Below are 19,347 nucleotides of genomic sequence, written 5' to 3'. Positions count from 1 at the left end.
TTCAGAAACGGCCAGTACGAAGCTCCTAACGTGCAGATTCTGTGATGGCGACCCAGCTGAAATCGACGCTCGAGTCCGTCGACCACTCCTATCAGAATCCGTATTGGTTGTGGAATTCGAGCCGTTCGGTGAGGGGCCGGCGAGGTGATCGGCGCGGACCGACGATCGCAGTCGTCGCCACTGGCGATCGTTCGGTCGATCGACGTCGACAACACTCGCGCGTTCCCTGACACGTCGCGTTTTGCTGCGCCGAACGCCAGCGACCGGGTTCGTCGACGAACCGCCAACGACGGTCGAGGAGTTGGCCCGAACCCCCACAGCGTTCGCCTAAACAGAAACGAAATATTCTGAAGCCGAAAAATAAGTCCACAATCCTTAACAGCGATCGGAACGAACCCTACTCTGCATGCAACGTGAACCGGACCCCGACGTGACGCAGTCGAACGACTTCGTGAACTACCTTCCCGCGATGCCGAGCACCTCCGACCAATCGAGTCTCCTCGAGCGCTTCGTCGACCGCCTGTTCGGCCGTGGCCGCTGACGGCGAGCGGAGATCGAACGCCCCGTTCTCCGGGATCGGAGACTGGGTATGCCTTTTTGTCCGTCCAGAGAGACGATAGGGTATGTTTCCGTTTGCCGATGACGCCCCTCACTGCAACCGGTGTGGCGGTGAACTCGACGGCGGCGAGGAAGGCTGCCCCCGTTGTGGATTTAACCCCAGACAGATGGGGCTGCGCGTCTCGATGGCGTTGTTGTTGGTCGTCGTGGTGTCGATGACGGTAGTCATGCTTACGATGCCGTTCTCGACGGCGGTGGCACCGTACCTCATCGGGCTGGCTGCCGGCTCGTTCGTACTCGCTGTCGTGACGCTGCTCGTTTCCTTTCTCGCCACGCCGTCCCGGCTCGGCTTCATCTTCGCCCGGTTTTGAGTTCATCGCCTGGTGTTCACGCGGCCAGGTCGTCACTGACTGTATAGATACCTCGACTTTCATTATATCGGTACGGTGGATTATTTTTAGCAAAATTATATATACGTCGCCAGTATTCGATGCAATGAAGTTGGTAGCACATAGCACCCGGCACGTACTCGCACGGCAGGTGGTTGCAGACGTCGAGTTGGGCGATTGGGACTAGCCCGTGCGATCGCTCAGACCGACCGCGGTGTCATGACCGCTTCGAACCACGATCGACGTCAGCACGAACACGGAGGGAAACTATGGCAGATGAAGGCAAACGAGGAATACAGGGAGAACTGTTTCACGCAGACACGAGTAGAGAACCGGGCGACAGAAACTGGCAGGGATACGGATTCGACATCAATCCACCCGTCTTTCTCGTCGCGGGCGGGTTGATCGTCCTGTTCATCGTCCTCTCGCTCGCGTTTCCGGACCAGGCGGGGACGGTCTATCAGGACGCTCGCGTCGCGATTTCGGACTACTTCGACTGGCTGTTCATCCTGGCGGCGAACGTCTTCATCATCTTCATGGTCTACCTCGCGATCAGCAAGTACGGCGTGATCCGCCTCGGCGGGGTCGACGGCGAGAAGGAGTTCAGCGACATTTCGTGGATCGCGATGCTGTTCAGCGCGGGGATGGGGATCGGGCTGATGTTCTTCGGCGTCGCCGAACCCGTCTTCCACCTGTTCGATCCGCACCTGGGCGCCGAAGCGGGAACCGAAGGCGCCGGCGAAGTGGCGCTGGCCGTGTCGCTGTTCCACTGGGGCTTTCATCCGTGGGCGATCTACGCGCTGGTCGCGCTCGGCCTCGCCTTCTTCTCGTACAACCGCGGGCTGCCGCTGACGTTCCGGTCGGTCTTCTACCCGGTGCTCGGGGAGCGGATCTACGGCTGGCCGGGCCACGTCATCGACATCTTCACCATCTTCGCGACGCTGTTCGGCCTCGTGACCTCGCTCGGACTGGGCGCGTTGCAGATCAACGCGGGACTGACGTTCGTCGGCGACGAGGTGGGCACGTTCCCCGCCGTCCCGGACGCCACCTGGGTCGCCGTCGCGATCATCGCCGTGGTCACGGGGCTGGCGATCGTCTCGGTCTACCTCGGCCTCGACAAAGGGATTCGACGGCTCAGCAACCTGAACCTCACGCTGATGATGCTGTTGCTCGCGTCGGTGTTCGTCCTCGGCCCGACGCTGTTCATCCTGGGTGCGTTGCCACAGGGGATCGGCGCCTACATCGGCAACTTCTTCGAGCTGTCCTTTTTCGGCAACAGCTTCGACAACCACTACTTCCAGGGCTCTGAGTTCTACGGTCCCGGCGGTGAAGGCGAAGGCGAGTTCCTCGTCGACTGGACGGTGTTCTACTGGGCCTGGTGGATCTCCTGGTCGCCGTTCGTCGGGATGTTCATCGCCCGCATCTCGAAGGGACGCACCATCCGCGAATTCGTCGGCGGCGTGCTCCTGATCCCCGTCGTCTTCTCGTTCGCCTGGTTCGCAGCGATGGGCGGCACCGCCCTCAACTTCGAACTGGGCGAGGAGACCGCCGGCGTGGTCAGCGGCCCGATGTTCGACGTCGGCCTCGAGGTCGCGATGTTCGCGATGTTCGACGCCATGCCGGGCACGGTGATTCTGTCGATCCTCGCGATCGTCCTCGTCACGACCTTCTTCGTTACCTCCTCGGACTCGGGCTCGCTCGTCCTCGAGCACCTGAGTACCGGCGGCAAACACGAGACGCCGGCAGCCGGGCGCGTCTTCTGGGCCGCCTCCGAGGGACTCGTCGCCGCTGCACTCCTGGTCGCCGGCGGTGACGCGGCCATCGAGGCGCTCCAGGCGGCCGCCATCGCCAGCGGCCTCCCGTTCGTGGTGATCCTGCTGTTCATGATCTACGCGGTGAGGCAGGGACTCAAACGGGAGTACAGGATCCTCCAGTCCGACGAGTTCAACGAGTTGATCGACGACCTCGAGGACGAAGACGAGGTCGTCGTCACGACCCAGCGAGGCGACCTCGTGACCGAGGTCAGAACCAGAGACGACCGGGTCGTCGACGTCGACGTCGGCGACTGACGGTCGGTCGATTCGCTCGAACCGGTCGAATCTAGGCGGCGCGCACGACGGTGACGGGCGTCGAACACAGCCGGACGATCTTCTCGGCGTTGGATCCGAGGTACTTCTCGAGCGTCCCGCGGCCGCGTTCGCCGACAACCACGCTGTCGACGTTCTCTGCCTCGGCGTACTCGACGATCTCCTGGGCGACCGACCCGGTTTTGACGACGCCGATGCCCTCGAGTCCCCGTCGCTCGGCCTGTTCGACCACCTCGGTGACGACCGCTTCACCGTGCTGGCGATACTCGTCCATCTCCTCGTCGCTTACTCCGACCGTGAGAAGGTACGTCGCCTCCGTCTCGACGACGTAGATCACGTGTACCTCGGCATCGCACGTCTCCGCAAGGTCGAGTCCGTGTTCGACCGCCTCCGACGCCGTATCGCTTCCATCCGTTGCGATTAGTAGCTTATCCAGCATAACCGTACGTCCACCGTCGTATTCGGCGGACTGAACAATATAGCTTTGGTACCAAATGGCGCGACAAATAGTGTCCCTATCGGTCGAGGTTGATTTCCCGGAAGTAGATCGCGAACGCGACGAACGTAAGCAGGGTGCCGGCGAAGAAGTAGTTTCCCGACAGGAGCTGTGCGAGGCTCGCGACGGCGAACACCACCGCGAGAATCGTGGCGACGGTCGCGACGAGGTTGGCCATGGCCCACACACGACCGCGACGACCTTTATACATATTGTTACGTTCTCGACTCGTTCCACTCGGTCACCAGGCCGACGACGCCGAGCCCCATCGCGACGGCCCCGACGAGGAGCGTCGTCGTCGAACCGCCGAGCGTCCCGCTGGCGAGCGCGAGAACGCCGCCGACGAGCAAGAAGAGCCGAACAACCGTTCGTAGATTCCAGTGCATCCCTGTCTGACCACGCAGGTTGGCACGCGCTCTCTCGCCCATCAGCGCTCGGCGGCCACCGTCACCGGGGCGTCGGCCATTCGAACGACCTTCTCGGGCGTGCTCCCCAGGTGCCTGTCGATCGCGCCGTGGCCTTGCTTGCCGAGCACGACGACGTCGACGTCGTTTCGTTCGGCGTAGTCGACGATCTCCTCCGCCGGCCGGCCGGTCTTGACGATTCCCCTGCCTTCGAGCCCCCGCTCGGCGGCCCGCTCGACGACGTCGGTGACGACCTCCTCGCCGTACTCCCGGTAGGCCTCGAGTTCGTCATCGGAGAGGCCGACAGTCAGGATGTAGGTGGCTTTCGTCTCGACCACGTACAGTGCGTGGACCGTCGCGTCCATCGCCTCGGCGACGTCGAGGCCGTACTCGATGCCGGCTTCCGCCTCGTCGCTCCCGTCGGTTGCGATCAGAACGGTGTCGTACATTCGTTTTCGAACCCGTCTGAGGTATCCACGCTCCGCGGGATAACCGTTACCCTCACCAACGCTTATGGCCCGACCCGTCGAACGACGCGACGTGGCCAGCGATCCACCGGAACTCCCGCCCGACTCGAGTCTCGAGACGCTCTTCTATCACACGGAGCGGGTCCAGCTCGTCGACTGGCGGGCGGTCTCGAAGGCGAAGACGGCGGTCGCCCTGACCGGGACGGCGGCCGTCCTCACGTTCGTGACCGGCCTCTCTCACCTCAGTCGACCGGAAGGGCGCTACGACGGGCCGCTCGTGGCGGTCCTCCCCGTCGATCCCGGCCTGCTCCGGTTTACGGGCGTGTTGGTCGCGTTCGTCCTCGCGGGGCTCGTCTTTGGGCTCACGCGACGAACGCGCCTCGCGTGGTATCTCTCCTTGCTCGTCCTCCCGATCGCCGCGCTGTTGCCGCTGACGACGTTTCGGACCACCGACGTGCCGCTGCTCGCCGCGGTCGCCCTCGCGACCACGCTGCTGGCGATCAACGGCGACGCGTTCGACCGACGGCTCGAGCTCTCCTCGCTCCAGCTCGCCTCGCTCGCTTCGATCGTCGGCGTCGGCGTCTACGGCACGGTCGGCTCCTACGTCCTCCGCGATCAGTTCGCCGGACTCGACAGCTGGGGCGACGCCGTCTACTACGTCGTCGTCACGATCGCTACCGTCGGCTACGGCGACGTCACCCCGCTTTCGACCGGCGCGAAGTGGTTCTCCCTCTCTGTGATCCTCTTCGGAACGGGCGCGTTCACGGTCGCCATCGGAGCACTCATCGTGCCGGCGATCGAAAAACGAATGGCTGCAGCCGTCGGACAGATGACCCCCTCAGAACTCAGCCTGCTCGATGCACACGTCCTCGTCCTCGGCAGCGGCGACCTCACACCGTCGCTGCTCGAGACGCTCGCCGACGAAACCGACGTCGTGGTCGTTACGACCGACAGCGAGTCGGCCGCCGAACTCGACGCGGCCGTCGACGTCCTCACTGGCGATCCGACCGACGAGGCGGTACTCGAGGACGCCAGGATCGACGCGGCGGCGGGCGTGGTCGTCGCCACCCGGGACGACGCCAGGGACGTCCTCGCGATCCTCGCCGCCCGGAACGCCAACCCGGACGTCCGCATCGTCGCTGCAGCGACCGACCGCACACACCTCGAGAAACTCGAGCAGGTCGGCGCCGACGAGGTCATCAGTCCGACGGCGATCGGCGGCCGCCTGCTCGGCCGGTCGGTGCTCGAGGGGACGTCGGCCGACGACCTCCTCGGAGGGGGTAACTCGTCGTGATCGCCGAGCCCCGACCGGACGGTGCCGGAGCCGATCCACAACCGGTCGGAATCGAGAGGTGTCGGGGTTTCCGAGAGCGGCTCCCGTGGCGGTGACGAGCGGTTACGAATGGACGAACACGAACGAACGGAACTCGAGGACAATGGGACTCCAGGGTGTCGGCGTCGTCGAACGGTTGCTCCGAAAGCTGCTGGGCCCGCTCTGTGTCCTCTCCGGCGTAATCGTCGTCTCGGGGTTTTTCTTCCCCGAGCTCGTCGGCGAGACCGTCTCCGGCCGGGCGTGGCTCGTCGTCTCACTGCTCTTTTTCGGCTCCGGGCTGACGTACCTCGCCGTGTTGCCGGCGGACGCCGACGCCGAGCCGACCGAGGCCCAGCTGTTGCTGTCGGTTCGCCATCGCTCCATCGCCGACACCGTCGGCGCGTTCTGCGCCCGCCAGGATCCCGTCACGGCCGGGATCCCCCTCGTCGTCTTCGCGCTCTTTTTCGCCGGCCAGCTACTCGCTCCGGATGGCACCGTCGCCGCCGTCGGCACGGCACAGGCGCTGGTCACGACCAACGCCGGCTGGCTGTTCACCGCCGTCGTGCTCCTCTCGCTTTTGTGCTGTCTGGCCCTGCTCGTGGGGCCGTGGGGCGCGATCAAACTCGGCGGCCCGGACGCGGAGCCCGCCTACACCTACCCCGTCTACTTCACCATGTTCTTCACCGCGGGGATCGCCGCCGGCATCGTCTTCTGGGGGCCGGCCGAGGCGCTGTTCCACTACGAGACGCCGCCCCCGCACGTCGACGCCCCAGCCCGATCGGAGGCCGCCGTCGACGCCGCGCTCGTCTACGCGCTGTTTCACTGGGGCTTTTCGGCCTGGAGCGCCTACGTCGCCGTCGGCGTCCCCATCGCCTACTACGTCTACCAGCGGGGCGCGCCGCTGCGAGTCTCGTCGATCCTGACGCCGTTTCTCGGCGTCGAAAATCTCGACTCGCCGTGGTGTCGGCTCGTCGACCTGCTCGCGGTGTTCGCGACCATCGGCGGCATCGCCACCTCCATCGCGCTCGTCGGCGAGCAGTTCCTCACCGGGATCGACTTCCAGTGGGACGTGGCCCTCGAGACGGGCGGCTCGCTGCTGTTCGTCGCGGGACTGACGATCGTCTTCGTCGCCTCCGCCCAGAGCGGCGTCCACCGGGGGATCCGGCGGCTCGCGGGCGTGAACGTCGCCCTCTTCGGCCTGTTCGCCGCGCTGTTCCTGCTCGTTGCGCCCCGTGCGTTCGTCCTCGAGACCAGTTCGCGCGCGGTCGGTGGCTACGCCCTCGAGTTCGTCCCGTTGAGCGTCCACCTCGGTAACGGACCGATCGCCGACGACTGGGTCGCGAACTGGACGATCTGGAACTGGGCGTGGTGGCTCTCCTGGGCGCCATTTGCCGGCCTCTTCCTGGCGGCGCTCTCGCGGGGGCGACGGATTCGGACCGTCGTCCTCACGGGCTTCGTCGCGACCTCGCTCGCGACGATGGCCTGGTTTCTCCTGCTGGGCTCGACCTCGCTTTCCCTCCAGCACGCCGGCGACGTCGACGTCCTCGCGGCGATCGACGCCCACGGCGGCGCCGAGGCCGTCGCCGGCTTCCCGATCTTCGAGGCGCTCTCGCTGAGTCGGCTGCTCATGTTCCTCTTTCTGGCGCTGATCGTCGTCTTCATGGCGACGTCAGCCGACACCTCCACGCTCGTCGTGGCGGTGCTGACGACGAGACGCGAGCACGCTCCGACGACCGGCGCGGTCGTCTTCTGGGGGATCGTCCAGGGGCTCGTCGCCGTCTCCGTGCTGGTCACCGACAGCGTCGAGGTCCTGCAGGCGATGGCCGTGCTGGCCGGCGGCCCGTTCGCCCTGGTCGTCCTCGTCGCGCTCGCGGGACTCGCCGGCTCGTTCTACCGACACGAGCGCGGTCGACGGTCGAGCCTCGGCGCCGCTCGCGCGAGCGTCCGGGATGGGGACGAGGGCGAGGACTAGAACAACCCGGAGACGCTGCCGTCGTCGTGGAGATCCATGCCGGCGGCCGCCGGCTCCGAGGGCAGGCCGGGGAGCGTGAGGACGTCCGCGGTGAGCACGACGAGGAAGCCGGCCCCCGCCGAGGGGTAGATCTCTTTCACCTCGAGCGTCCAGTCTTCCGGGACGCCTTTCTGGCTCGCGTCGTCGCTGAGCGAGTGGAACGTCTTCGACATGCAGATCGGCACGTCGTCGAAGCCCAGGCCGGTGAGCCGCTCGATGTCGTCTCTCGCGTCGCCGTGGAACTCGACGCCGTCGGCGCCGTAGATCTCGGTGGCGACGGTTTCGATCTTCTCGTCGATGGGGGCCTCGAGCTCGTACAGCGGCTCGAACGTTGACGCTGACTCGGCGGCCTCCACGAGGCGTTCGGCGAGCTCGAGGCCGCCCTCGCCGCCGTCTTCGAAGACGGTCGATTCAGCGGCCGGCACGCCGAGGTCGTCCTCGCAGTGGTCGAGGACCGCCTCGATCTCCGCGTCGGTGTCCGTCGGGAAGCGGTTGACGGCGACGACCACCGGGACGCCGAACTGCCGTAAGTTGTTGACGTGCTTGTCGAGGTTCTCGAGTCCCCGGTGGACGGCGTCGACGTCCTCGGCCTCGAGCGCGTCGACGTCGGGCGGCCACATGTCCTGGCCGTGGTACTTGAGCGCCCGTACCGAGGCGACGATCGTGACCGCGTCGGGCTCGAGGTCGCCGAGTCGGCAGACGATGTTCATGAACTTCTCGGCGCCGAGGTCGGAGCCGAAGCCGGCCTCGGTGATGACGTACTCGGCGCAGTGGGCGGCGACCTCGTCGGCGATCAACGAGTTGGTCCCGTGGGCGATGTTCGCGAAGGGGCCGCCGTGGACGAACGCCGGCGTCCCCTCGATTGTCTGGACGACGTTGGGTTTCAGCGCGTCTTTCAGCAGAATCGCGGCGGCGCCCGTCGCCCCGATGTCGTCGACGGTAACGGGGTCGCCGTCCCCGTCGTAGGCGACGATGATCCGGGCGAGGCGTGCCTTGAGGTCCGCGATGCCGTCGGCGAGACAGAGGACGGCCATCAGCTCCGAGGCCGCGGTCAGGACGAAGCCGTCCTCGCGGGGCACGCCGGTGACCTCGCCGCCGAGCCCGACGACCGTCTCGCGCAGGACGCGGTCGTTCATGTCGATCGCCCGCGGCCAGTTGATCCAGTTGACCGCGACGTCGAGCTCGTTGCCCTGCTTGATGTGGTTATCGAGCATCGTGGCGATGAGATTGTGCGCCGACGTGAGCGCGTGGAGGTCCCCCGTGAAGTGGAGGTTGATGTCCTCCATCGGGAGCACCTGCGAGTAGCCCCCGCCGGCCGCCCCGCCTTTCACGCCGAACACCGGCCCGAGCGACGGCTCGCGGATCGCGACGGCCGCGTCCTCCTCGAGCTGGTTGAACGCCTGGCCGAGCCCGACCGTCGTCACCGTCTTCCCCTCGCCCAGCGGCGTCGGCGTCATCCCGGTGACGAGGACGAGCTTGCCGTCGGGATCACCCCCCTCCCGGAGCCGCTCGATCGCCTCGAGTCGCACCTTCGCCTTGTGTTCGCCGAGTAGCTCCAGATCGTCTCGCTCGAGCCCGAACGGCGCAATGACGTCCGCGATTGGTCGTTTCTCGGCGTCCTGTGCGATCTCGTAGTCGGTCGGCATCGATCCGTCGTCCCCGTCTTGGGAAGCCATACTGACGAGGTTTTCGCGACGTGGGCATAAGTGTTGACGTACCCGTAGCGTTCCGTATGCGACGTGGACGACTGTGAACCGTCCGACGCGAAACACCGGGACAGCGGACGTGGCCCAAACCACAAGGTGGCACTCTCCTGTCAGGATTTGGAATCGGTGGTCCGCTGGCCGGTCCGATCTCCGATCGGCTCAGCCGCTCTCGCTCGTCTCATAATGAATCTGCCATTTATGTTGTCTTTTTATGGTCTGCGAGGTGTTCTCTATATAACGAAGATGATAGTGAGTGGTGAGAACCGAGTCCCGAGACTCACAGATCGGACACCTGGTATCGGACAGCCGTCGACGGCCAACGGCGGGGGTCGTCGATGAGCTCCAGTGACTTCCCGTCGTCCGCGGAGACCGTCATTATCGGGGCTGGAATCGTCGGGAACAGCCTCGCGTACCACCTCGCAGAGGAAGGACGAGCGGACATCCTGCTGCTGGACAAGGGGCCGCTGCCGGACCCGGGTGGCTCGACGGGCCACGCCTCGAACTTCCTCATGCCCGTCGAGCACGCAAAGGAGATGACCCACCTCACCCGGCGGAGCATCGAGCAGTACGAGGACATGGACACGTTCGTCAACAGCGGCGGGATCGAGGTGGCCCGCACCGACGAACGGATGGCCGAACTCGAGCGACGCGTCCAGTCGGCGAAAGCCTGGGGCGAGAAGGGCCGACTCCTCGACGTCGAAGAGATCGAAGAGCTGGTGCCGTACGTCAACACGGACGTCATCAAGGGCGGCTTCTACAGCGAGGGCGCCGGCACCTGTGACCCGCTGCGGGCCGGCGAAGTGATGCGGGCTCGAGCGGACCACGCGACCGACGGCGGTCTGACCGTCTCGCCGAACACCGTGGTACTCGACGTACACGTCGAGGGCGGGGCGATCCAGGCGGTCGAGACCGATCGCGGCACCGTCGAGGCCGACGAGGTCGTCATCGCCGCGGGGCTGTGGAGCCCGAAAATCGCCGAGATGGCCGGCGTCGAGATCCCGCTGACGCCTGCAGTCCACCAGATGGTGAGCGTCGGGCCGATCTCCTTTTTCGAGGAGTACGAGGGTGAGATTTCCTTCCCCGTCGTGCGCGATATGGACACCCAGATGTACGAGCGCCAGCACGGCAACGATCTCGAGGTCGGCTCCTACCAGCATCGACCGATCCTCTGGGACGTCGACGACGTGCCGTCGATCGAGGAGTCGCCGCTGTCGCCGACTCAGCCGCCGCTGACCGACGACGCGTTCGAGCAGTCGATGGAAGACGCCTTAGAGATCGTGCCCGAATTGCTCGACGACCCCCAGGCGGGCGTCCGCCACGAGATCGACGGCCTGCTGTCGGTGACTCCCGACGGCATGCCGCTTTTAGGCCCGCTCCAGGACGTCGACGGCCTGTGGTCGTGCGCCGCCGTCTGGATCAAGGAGGCGCCGGCGATCGGCGAGGCCGTCGCCCAGTGGATGACCCGCGGCTGGTCGGAGATCGACCTCCACGGCTCGGACGTCAACCGCTTCTACGAGTACGGAAACTCGCGAGCGTTCGTGAAAAACCGCGCCCACGAGGGCTTCCAGAAGATCTACGGCATCGTCCACCCGGCCGAGCAGTGGCAGAGCTCCCGGCCGTTGCGGACGAGCCCGTTCTACGATCGCCAGCAGGAACTCGACGCCCGCTTCTTCGAGGCCGCGGGCTGGGAGCGACCGCAGTGGTACTGGTCCAACGAAGACCTCGTCCGGACGTACAACGAGGAACTCGAGGGACTGCTCCGGGGCAACGAGTGGGACGCACGGTGGTGGTCGCCGATCATCCTCGGCGAGCACCTCCACATGCGCGACCACGTCGCCATGGTCGGCGACATGGGCTTCGGGAAGTTCGACTTCGTCGGCTCGGACGTCGTGGACTACCTCGAACGGATGGCGGTCGGCCGGGTCGACGTCGACGTCGGCAAGACCGTCTACACGCCGATCCTCGCCGAGAACGGCGGCTTCGTCTCGGACCTGACGATCGCCCGGCTCGGGCCCGAACAGTACCGGGTCATCACCGGCGGCGCCGCGGCCGGGGCGGATCGCGCCTGGTTCGGCGGGCACATCCCCGAGGACGCCGACGTCACGATGATCGACCGCTCGGAGTCGCTCTGTACCCTCGGGGTCTGGGGGCCCGACGCCCGGGCAGTCGTCGACTCGGTGACCGAGGAAGACGTCTCCCACGAGGCCTTCCCGCCGTACACCGCCCAGAAACTCACCGTCGGCGAGGTCGACGCCTGGGCGATGCGCCTCTCCTACGTCGGCGAACTCGGCTGGGAGATCTACGCCCCGGCCGCGAAAGGCGGGCGTCTCTGGGACACCATCGCCGAGGCCGGCGCAGAGTACGATATCCGCCCCGTCGGCATGGGCGTCTACGGGACGACGGGCCGGATGGAGAAAGGCTACCGGCTGTTCGGCCACGAACTCGAGCTCGAGTACAATCCCGCCGAGGCCGGGTTGACGTTCCACGGCGTCAAGACGTCAGACTTCATCGGGAAGGAGGCGTACGCCGAGGCCATCGACGAGGAGAACGCGGCCACGCTGTGTACCCTCTCGGTGGACGACCACACCTCCGAGTCGGGCGAGCGTCGGTTCATGCTCGGGAACGAGCCCGTCCTCGACGAAGACGGCGAAGTCATCGTCGACGACCACGGCCGGGAGGCCTACGTCACGAGCGCCGGCACCGGCCCGAGCGTCGGCAAACACCTGCTGATGGCCTACCTTCCTCCGGCGTACGCCGACGAGGGTACCAGCCTGCAGGTCGAGTACATGGGTGAACAGTACCCGGTGACCGTCGAGGTCGCCGGCAGCAGACCGCTGTTCGACCCGGAGAACGACCGGATCCGCAGCTAGGATCGCGAACCACCTTCGAGGCCGAAAACGGCCACATCCACACACGTCAGCATGAACGTATTGGCCTGTATCAAACGGGTACCCAACACCGGTGCACAGATCGTCCTGACCGACGACGAACAGCGAATCGACGCGAGCAACCTCGGGTTCACCATGAGCCCCCACGAGGAGTGTGCCATCGAGGAGGCCATCCAGCAGGTCGAGGCCCACGGCGGCGCCGCGCACGTCCTCACGCTCGGTCCCGACGAGGCGACCGAACAGCTCCGGACGGGGCTGGCCATGCAGGCCGACGAGGCGACGCTGCTCGAGACCGACGGCGAGGAGTGGTCCCCACGTGCGACCGCGAGCGCCATCGCGACTGCCGTGAACGCCCTGGCCGACGACGGCGTCGAGTTCGACCTCCTGCTGTTTGGCAACGAGTCGGCCGACGCAGCCAACTACCAGGTCGGCATCCGCGTTGCGACCGAACTGGGGCTTCCCTGCGTGACCGGGATCAAAAACCTCGAGGTCGAGGACGGCACGGCGATCGCGAAACGCGAGATCGGCGGCGGCGAGGAGGTGTACGAGGTCGACCTTCCGGCGATCGTCACGGTCAAAGAGGGGATCAACGAACCCCGCTACGCCTCGATGCGTGCGAAGATGCAGGCGCGTCGCACGGCGGTCGACCGCCGCGAACCCGAGGGTGAGACGGGGGCGGGCTCTCTCGAGAAGCTCCGCCTCGAGGCACCCGAGCGAGACGACGACGACGCTGAGATCCTCGGCGAGGGAGCCGAGGCCGTCCCGCACGTGATCGAGGTCCTCGAAGAGGAGGTGGAGGTGATATGACTCTCACGCTCGTCGAACACGAGAGCGGCGTGCCGGCGGAGCCCTCCCTCGAGGCGCTCACGATGGCGCGCGACCTGGCGGACGCCCACGAAACTGCGCTCGAGGTGGTCGCTTTCGGCGACGAGGCGGCCGGCCTGGCGGAGGAACTCGGCCCCTACGGCGTCGAAGAGCTCCACTGCGTGCGCCACGATCGACTCGAGGGCTACGCACCCGAGGCGTGGGCCGAAAGTGTCGCTCAGCTCGGCTCGAAGCTGGACGCGAGCGCCGTCGTCGCTCCCGGGACGGACCGCGGGCACGACGTGCTGGCTCGCGTCGGCGCAACGCTCGACGCGCCGATGGCGACCAACTGCGTCGAGATCGACGTCGCCGACGGCGCCGCGGCGTACGACGTGACCCGCCACCGCTGGGGCGGCAGCTTACTCGAGCACGCCCGACTCGAGGCCACCACGAAGCTCGTGACCGCTGCCGCACACGAGTTCCCGATCGAGGAAGCCGAGACGACGATCGAGCCGTCGGTCGACGAGTTCACGCCGTCGCTCGAGGACGTCCACTTCCGGGTTCGGGTCGACCGGGTCGAGACGTCCGACGAGGAGGGCATCCCGCTGGGCGAGGCGCGGGTCGTCGTCGGCGGTGGTCGAGGCGTCGGCGGACCCGAGAAGTACGACACGCTCGAGGAACTGGCCGACTTCCTCGGCGGCACCGTCGGGGCCTCGCGGGCCGCGATCAACGAGGGCTGGCGCCCACACGACGACCAGGTCGGCCAGACCGGCGCGAAGATCAGCCCGGACATCTACATCGCTTGTGGGATCAGCGGCGCCGTCCAGCACATGGTCGGCTGTAAGGGTGCCGACACCCTCCTCGCGATCAACACCGATCCCGAAGCCGCGATCATCCAGAAGGCCGACTACGCCGTCATCGGTGACCTCCACGAGGTCGTCCCGGCGTTGAACGACGCACTTCGTGACACAACGTAGTCGATCGCCTGAGAGTCGAGGTTCGACGACCGTCTTCGACCCAACGTTTTCGAACGACTAGAAGAGTAGGTTCCCCTTACCGTCGGCGAACAGATCGACGACGGCAATGGGGATCAACCCGATCGAACCCGAGGGGACCGCCCAGAATTTACAGTTGATAGATAAGTATTGGATGGACGAACTCGTCTCGAGAGATTACAGCCATATGGTTGTAATCTTTCTGCGGTTCTAACGACTCAATTTTTGTTGGTCAGTCGGCCTAACCCGGACGTATCGACAGCACATCTCGAGATATCTAATATTTAAATACTGCAATCTTATCTATCATGATTTGATTTTGAGATAGGCTGGCGACGGGACCATTCAAAGAGCGAGACGGTTGCTACAGGCAACACGCAGCCGAATCGTTCCAGACTGACGGCTGTGTTTCGATGCAACCGCAAGATGGCCCACGGTTGCACCAGTGCCGACTCACAGTCGTCGTTTTCGGTCGAAACCCGCGATCGTCCCGGTTGCTGGTCCACACTACCGAACGTTCGCGACGGTCGAAACCGAACCGGACGCATTCGTCCCTTTGGCACCTCCTCGAGTCAGTCTACGGTGTCTCCCCGTCAGCTTTCAACACCAGGCACCGACGCGCCACCGGAGTCCGTTGGTACCGACTCAGCATCGTTCCCAGAGCGATTCACTCCAGTGCTACCGATCGACTTCGAGGCACATTCGCTCACGACAATCACTTTTGATGATACATAATATTGCAAATCTATTGGCTCAACAGTCATCCAGGTTAAGAATCGGACGTGGCTTAGTAGAACTCGTCGGATCCGGCGTCGTCCGGATCGAGGAGCTTCGATTCGGCCTTCCGGAGGTGATCGAGCAAGGTCGTCTTCGAAACGCCGAATTCGGCCGCGAGTTCGCGCGTCGAGACGCCGCGGGGCCACTGGTAGTAACCCCGCCGACGGGCGAGTTCGAACGCCTCGCGCTGGGCGGCCGTGAGGGTATCCATCCGGCGTTTGTATCCAGGTGCACGGGACGACCGAGTTGCGATTCGCTCGACCGACACTTCGGCACAGCCGTCCTCGCTGACGCCCTCGAGTGCCGACTCGACTCCCTCGCGACCGCCAGCGAAGCAGACCTCCCAGACTTCCCGTCCGTCCTCGATTCGGACGGGAGAGCTGTGGACGAAGCCGTGCTCGAGGAGCGTCGGGCAGATCATCACGCCCGGGTCGTACTCGAGGAAGAACTCGCGGGCGACGTTTCCCGGCACGGCGGTTTCTCCGCCGCCGAACCGCTCCTGTAGCTCGAGGACGTCGCCGGCCAGCGGCGAGTCGTCGATCGCCTCGAGGAGCGCTTCGACTTCGTTCGTGGTGTCGCCGTAGGCCGTGAACAGCCCGTTGACGGACTGTTCCTCGGTCGTCGGAGCGGTGTAGATCGCGTGCGCTAAAATGCCGCCGCCCAGTCGATCAGTTGCCTCGATCGCCCAGCACTCCGGATGCCAGAGCTCGAGCGTGAGCCTCGTTCCTCGTACGGTTGAGCTATCAGTACTCATAGGTGGTGTGTGACGGTGACCCCCGCGACACCGTCGCTACCCTCCCATGGGAGGTTCGCCCTATTCAACCCCGCGGGATAGAGTTAGGCGTCATGGCGACACAGAACGCTGAGACTTACGGCCACTACGTCGCTGGCGAGTGGACCGACGGCGACGGCGAGGAGACCTTCGAGAGCCACAACCCCGCCACCGGCGAGAGCCTGGCGACGTTCCACCGGGGGACCGAGTCGGACGTCGACGCCGCGCTCGAGGCGGCCGAGGAGGCGTTCGACGAGTGGCGATCGCTCAGCTACATCGACCGCGCCGAATATCTGTGGGACATCTACCACGAGATGCGCGAGCGCACGGACGAACTCGCCGAGATCGTCACCAAAGAGTGCGGGAAAGAGATCAGCGAGGGTCGGGCGGACGTCGTCGAGGCTTACCACATGGTCGAGTGGGCCGCCGGTAACGCCCGCCACCCTCACGGCGACCTCGTGCCGTCGGAGATTCCGAGCAAGGACGCCTACATGCGCCGGAAGCCCCGCGGCGTCATCGGCTGCATCACGCCGTGGAACTTCCCCGTCGCGATCCCGTTCTGGCACATGGCGATCGCACTGGTCGAGGGCAACACCGTCGTCTGGAAACCCGCCGAGCAGACACCGTGGTGCGCCCAGATCATCGCCGAGATGATGGACGACGCCGGAATTCCGGAGGGCGTCTTCAACATGGTCCAGGGCTTCGGCGACGCCGGCGCCGCCATCGTCGACGACGACCGCGTCGACACCGTGCTCTTCACCGGCAGCGCGGAAGTCGGCCACGAGATTTCGGGCAAAGTCGGCGGCGAGCCAGGCAAACTCGCGGCCTGTGAGATGGGCGGCAAGAACGGGATCGTCGTCACCGAGAAGGCCGACCTCGACATCGCCGTCCACTCGGCGGTCATGTCCTCGTTCAAAACGACCGGCCAGCGCTGTGTCTCCTCCGAGCGCCTGATCGTCCACGAGGAGGTCTACGACGAGTTCAAGGAACGCTACGTCGAAGCCGCCAACTCGGTCGCCGTTGGCGACCCACTCGAGGAGAACACCTTCATGGGGCCCGCCATCGAGCCCGCCCACGTCGAGAAGATCCACAAACACAACGAGTTAGCGGTCAAAGAGGGCGCCGAGGTGCTCGTCGACCGCGCCGAACTCGACGAGGCCGAAATCCCCGAGGGTCACGAAGACGGCAACTGGGTCGGCCCGTTCGTCTACGAGATCGAGTACGACACCGAGCTTCGGTGTCTGAAAGAGGAGTGTTTCGGCCCCCACGTCGCGCTCTTGAAATATTCGGGCGACATCGAAGAGGCCGTCGAGATCCACAACGACACTCCCTACGGGCTCGCCGGCGCCATCATCTCCGAAGACTATCGCCAGATCAACTACTTCCGTGACTACGCCGAAATCGGGCTGGCCTACGCCAACCTCCCCTGCATCGGCGCAGAAGTCCAGCTCCCCTTCGGCGGCGTGAAAAAGTCCGGCAACGGCTACCCCTCGGCCCGCGAAGCCATCGAAGCCGTCACCGAGCGCACCGCCTGGACGCTCAACAACTCCAAAGAGATCGAGATGGCCCAGGGCCTCTCCGCCGACATCACCACCCAGGACGACTGATACTACTGGACAACAGTCAGTACCCACTCGATCGCGCTGTGACCGGCCGTCGGATTCGCTGACGGCCGGTCGCGTGCGATCGATGTGTGAACCGTTTTGTCCGGCAGTATGACACTGACGGTTGTAACTGTTTATCGGTGATCGTCGTCCCGGTGGGGCGATAACCGGTAAAAGGCCACAACCATCGTTATGAGACGGATCGTTGTACCGTTTTGACGGTGATCGCTCGAACGGAGCGACGCCCGTCCATCACACGGTTTAAGTGGCGGTCGAAACTCCAGTGAGACATGAGCGACCGTCTCGTCGTCCTCAACAAGGATTCGGACTCGGTTTCGTACCTCGACCCCAACACCGGTGACACGGTGGCCGTCGTGGAGACGGACTTCAACCCCCACGAGGTGGCGATCTCTCCGGACGGGAGCCTGACGTACGTCACGTGCTCGCTGGGTGGGGCGCTGAACGTCATCGACAACGAGAGCCACGAGGTCGTCGAGCGATTCGAACACGAGCTGTTCGACTTCCCGCATGGGCTCGCCGTCCGCGAGTCGGCGGACGAACTCTGGCTGGTCTCGACGTATAGCAGCCAGGTATTCGTCTTCGACGTACCGACGACCGAGTTGCTCGAGGTCTTCCCGACCTACCAGGACAAGTCTCACATGGTGGCGCTCTCGCCCGACGAGTCCCGGGCGTACGTCGCCAACATCGGGAGCGACAACGTGACGGTGATCGACTGTAACGACCGCCGGATCGTCGGCGATCCCCCGGTCGGTGAGAGCCCGGAAGGGATCGGCGTCGACCCCGACACCGGCGAGGTGCTCGTCGCCAACCAGGACGACGGGATGCTCTCGGTGCTCGACCCGGAGACGCTCGAGGAGACGAACCGGGCCATGCTGGGTGAGACGCCGATTCGGACCGTCCTCTCTCCCGATAGCCGGTACGCGTTCGTTCCGAACCGCGAGTCGAACGACGTCTCCGTGATCGACACCGAGTTCGTCCGAAACGGTGAACGACGGCCGTGGGAGATCGCACGGATCCCCGTGGGCATCTGGCCGGGCGGCACCGTCTTCGATCCCGACGGCGACCGCGCCTTCGTCGCCAACAACAAGACGAACGACGTCTCCGTGATCGACGTGGACGCACTCGAGGAAGTCGACCGGTTCGAGACGGAACTCCACCCGGACGGGATCGCCTACCTCGCCGAGTGACCGGCCCTCATCGGTCTGCTCATCGCCTCCCTCTCCCGTCACCCGCCGGTCTATTCACCCCTGATCGGACTTCAACCGTTCGGTCGTCTCGACCAGCGGGTGGCGGGCGTAGTCGACGATTTCGATGTCCTCGAGCGACTCGAGCCCCTCTTTCTCGGCCGTCCGGGCCATTCCGAGGTCGATCCGCCGGTCGACGACGACGACGTAGGCGTCCATCTCGTCGATTCCCAGTCGGTCGGCGGCGAGCGTCCGATGGTGGCCGTCGGCCAACAACAGCGTTCCACCGTTGTCGATGACGACCAGCGGCTCGGCGAGGCCGTGCTCGAGTTCGTACCGGCGCCCCTCGAGTTCGTCGGCGTACACTCGACCCTGGGTCGGGATGAGTTCGTAGAGGTTGACGGTCCGTCGCTCCTGTGAGAACTCGACGTTGTGGATGTTCTCTAAGGTCTGCATGAGTTTGACGACCTTCTCGGGTGTCGCCCGTTCGATCTGGCTACGGATGACGTCGGAGTTTGAGATGATGCCGACGAGGTTGCCCGCGTCGTCGACGACGGGCAGCTTCCGGATCCCAGAGCGAAGGATGACGCGGGCGGCGTCGGTGACTTTCATCTCGGGGTGGGCGACGATAATATCCGTCGCCATCACCCTGAAGATCGGATCGTCGTCGTCGGACAACAGGAGATCCTGTGCGCTGATGAACCCCTCGACGCGACGGCGCTCACACACCGGAAAGCCGCTGTGGTCGTTGCTCTCTGCGATTCGCGTCGCTACCTCGCGGACGGTCGCGTCAGGTGACACCGTCGCCACGTCTCGCGTCATGTACTCCTTTACCCGTGGCTTGCCGTCGTCCGACGCGTGGTGCATGGACG

The 19,347-nt window shown here is 65.2% G+C and carries 17 protein-coding genes; 10 read left to right on the top strand and 7 right to left on the bottom strand.

Going from position 1 to position 19,347, the window contains the following annotated elements; all coding sequences use genetic code 11:
• The first annotated feature begins 406 nt into the window (after positions 1-406).
• From NMQ09_RS10725 to NMQ09_RS10715, 3 genes are all read left to right on the top strand, one after another.
• Positions 407-541 carry a hypothetical protein gene (locus tag NMQ09_RS10725; protein ID WP_255190575.1) on the top strand — a complete coding sequence of 45 codons (135 nt, stop codon included), beginning with the start codon at positions 407-409 and terminating at the stop codon, positions 539-541.
• Positions 542-623: 82 nt separating this feature from the next.
• Positions 624-929, top strand: coding sequence for a hypothetical protein (locus NMQ09_RS10720; protein ID WP_255190574.1), 306 nt, complete (start codon positions 624-626; stop codon positions 927-929).
• Positions 930-1,216: 287 nt separating this feature from the next.
• Positions 1,217-3,016 (top strand): BCCT family transporter, encoded by a 1,800-nt coding sequence (locus NMQ09_RS10715; RefSeq protein WP_255190573.1) that lies wholly within the window; start codon positions 1,217-1,219, stop codon positions 3,014-3,016.
• A 31-nt stretch (positions 3,017-3,047) separates the two neighbouring features.
• Here NMQ09_RS10715 and NMQ09_RS10710 read toward each other — a convergent pair whose 3' ends face one another.
• From NMQ09_RS10710 to NMQ09_RS10695, 4 genes are all read right to left on the bottom strand, one after another.
• Positions 3,048-3,473 (bottom strand): universal stress protein, encoded by a 426-nt coding sequence (locus tag NMQ09_RS10710; protein WP_255190572.1) that lies wholly within the window; start codon positions 3,471-3,473, stop codon positions 3,048-3,050.
• A 76-nt stretch (positions 3,474-3,549) separates the two neighbouring features.
• Entirely contained in the window at positions 3,550-3,708 is a 159-nt protein-coding gene (locus tag NMQ09_RS10705; protein WP_255190571.1) for a hypothetical protein, read from the bottom strand.
• Positions 3,709-3,745: 37 nt separating this feature from the next.
• Entirely contained in the window at positions 3,746-3,916 is a 171-nt protein-coding gene (locus NMQ09_RS10700) for a hypothetical protein (RefSeq protein WP_255190570.1), read from the bottom strand.
• 41 nt (positions 3,917-3,957) lie between these two features.
• Complete coding sequence (locus tag NMQ09_RS10695; protein WP_255190569.1) at positions 3,958-4,383, bottom strand: universal stress protein; 426 nt, start codon at positions 4,381-4,383, stop codon at positions 3,958-3,960.
• Between the two features lie 91 nt (positions 4,384-4,474).
• On the opposite strand from NMQ09_RS10695, the gene NMQ09_RS10690 reads away from it, so the two are divergent.
• Positions 4,475-5,695 carry an NAD-binding protein gene (locus tag NMQ09_RS10690; RefSeq protein WP_255190568.1) on the top strand — a complete coding sequence of 407 codons (1,221 nt, stop codon included), beginning with the start codon at positions 4,475-4,477 and terminating at the stop codon, positions 5,693-5,695.
• 142 nt (positions 5,696-5,837) lie between these two features.
• The gene (locus tag NMQ09_RS10685; RefSeq protein WP_255190567.1) at positions 5,838-7,685 is read left to right on the top strand and encodes a BCCT family transporter; all 1,848 of its coding nucleotides are present in this window, start codon (positions 5,838-5,840) and stop codon (positions 7,683-7,685) included.
• On the opposite strand, the gene NMQ09_RS10680 is transcribed toward NMQ09_RS10685, so the two are convergent.
• Positions 7,682-9,400 carry a formate--tetrahydrofolate ligase gene (locus NMQ09_RS10680; protein WP_255190566.1) on the bottom strand — a complete coding sequence of 573 codons (1,719 nt, stop codon included), beginning with the start codon at positions 9,398-9,400 and terminating at the stop codon, positions 7,682-7,684. The genes NMQ09_RS10685 and NMQ09_RS10680 overlap by 4 nt on opposite strands.
• 365 nt (positions 9,401-9,765) lie before the next feature.
• Here NMQ09_RS10680 and NMQ09_RS10675 point away from each other — a divergent pair, with 365 nt between their 5' ends.
• The 3 genes from NMQ09_RS10675 to NMQ09_RS10665 are packed head-to-tail and all read left to right on the top strand — an operon-like array spanning position 9,766 to position 14,099.
• Positions 9,766-12,300, top strand: coding sequence for a GcvT family protein (locus NMQ09_RS10675; protein WP_255190565.1), 2,535 nt, complete (start codon positions 9,766-9,768; stop codon positions 12,298-12,300).
• 51 nt (positions 12,301-12,351) lie between these two features.
• Positions 12,352-13,125, top strand: coding sequence for an electron transfer flavoprotein subunit beta/FixA family protein (locus NMQ09_RS10670; protein ID WP_255190564.1), 774 nt, complete (start codon positions 12,352-12,354; stop codon positions 13,123-13,125).
• Positions 13,122-14,099 (top strand): electron transfer flavoprotein subunit alpha/FixB family protein, encoded by a 978-nt coding sequence (locus NMQ09_RS10665; RefSeq protein ID WP_255190563.1) that lies wholly within the window; start codon positions 13,122-13,124, stop codon positions 14,097-14,099. Before NMQ09_RS10670 ends, NMQ09_RS10665 begins: the two co-directional genes overlap by 4 nt.
• 805 nt (positions 14,100-14,904) lie before the next feature.
• On the opposite strand, the gene NMQ09_RS10660 is transcribed toward NMQ09_RS10665, so the two are convergent.
• On the bottom strand, positions 14,905-15,648 hold the full coding sequence (locus tag NMQ09_RS10660) for a helix-turn-helix domain-containing protein (protein WP_255190562.1): 744 nt from the start codon (positions 15,646-15,648) through the stop codon (positions 14,905-14,907).
• 92 nt (positions 15,649-15,740) lie between these two features.
• Between NMQ09_RS10660 and NMQ09_RS10655 the strand changes: the two genes are divergently transcribed.
• Entirely contained in the window at positions 15,741-17,273 is a 1,533-nt protein-coding gene (locus NMQ09_RS10655) for an aldehyde dehydrogenase family protein (RefSeq protein WP_255190561.1), read from the top strand.
• Between the two features lie 287 nt (positions 17,274-17,560).
• Positions 17,561-18,478: a YncE family protein gene (locus NMQ09_RS10650; protein ID WP_255190560.1), complete on the top strand. Its 918-nt coding sequence runs from the start codon at positions 17,561-17,563 to the stop codon at positions 18,476-18,478.
• 54 nt (positions 18,479-18,532) lie between these two features.
• On the opposite strand, the gene NMQ09_RS10645 is transcribed toward NMQ09_RS10650, so the two are convergent.
• Entirely contained in the window at positions 18,533-19,342 is an 810-nt protein-coding gene (locus NMQ09_RS10645; RefSeq protein ID WP_255190559.1) for a CBS domain-containing protein, read from the bottom strand.
• Positions 19,343-19,347 lie beyond the last annotated feature (5 nt).

This window comes from Natronobeatus ordinarius, from assembly GCF_024362485.1.
Classification (GTDB): domain Archaea; phylum Halobacteriota; class Halobacteria; order Halobacteriales; family Natrialbaceae; genus Natronobeatus; species Natronobeatus ordinarius.
Note: the sequence above shows the minus strand (reverse complement) of the source record. Positions and strands in the feature narration are given on the sequence as shown.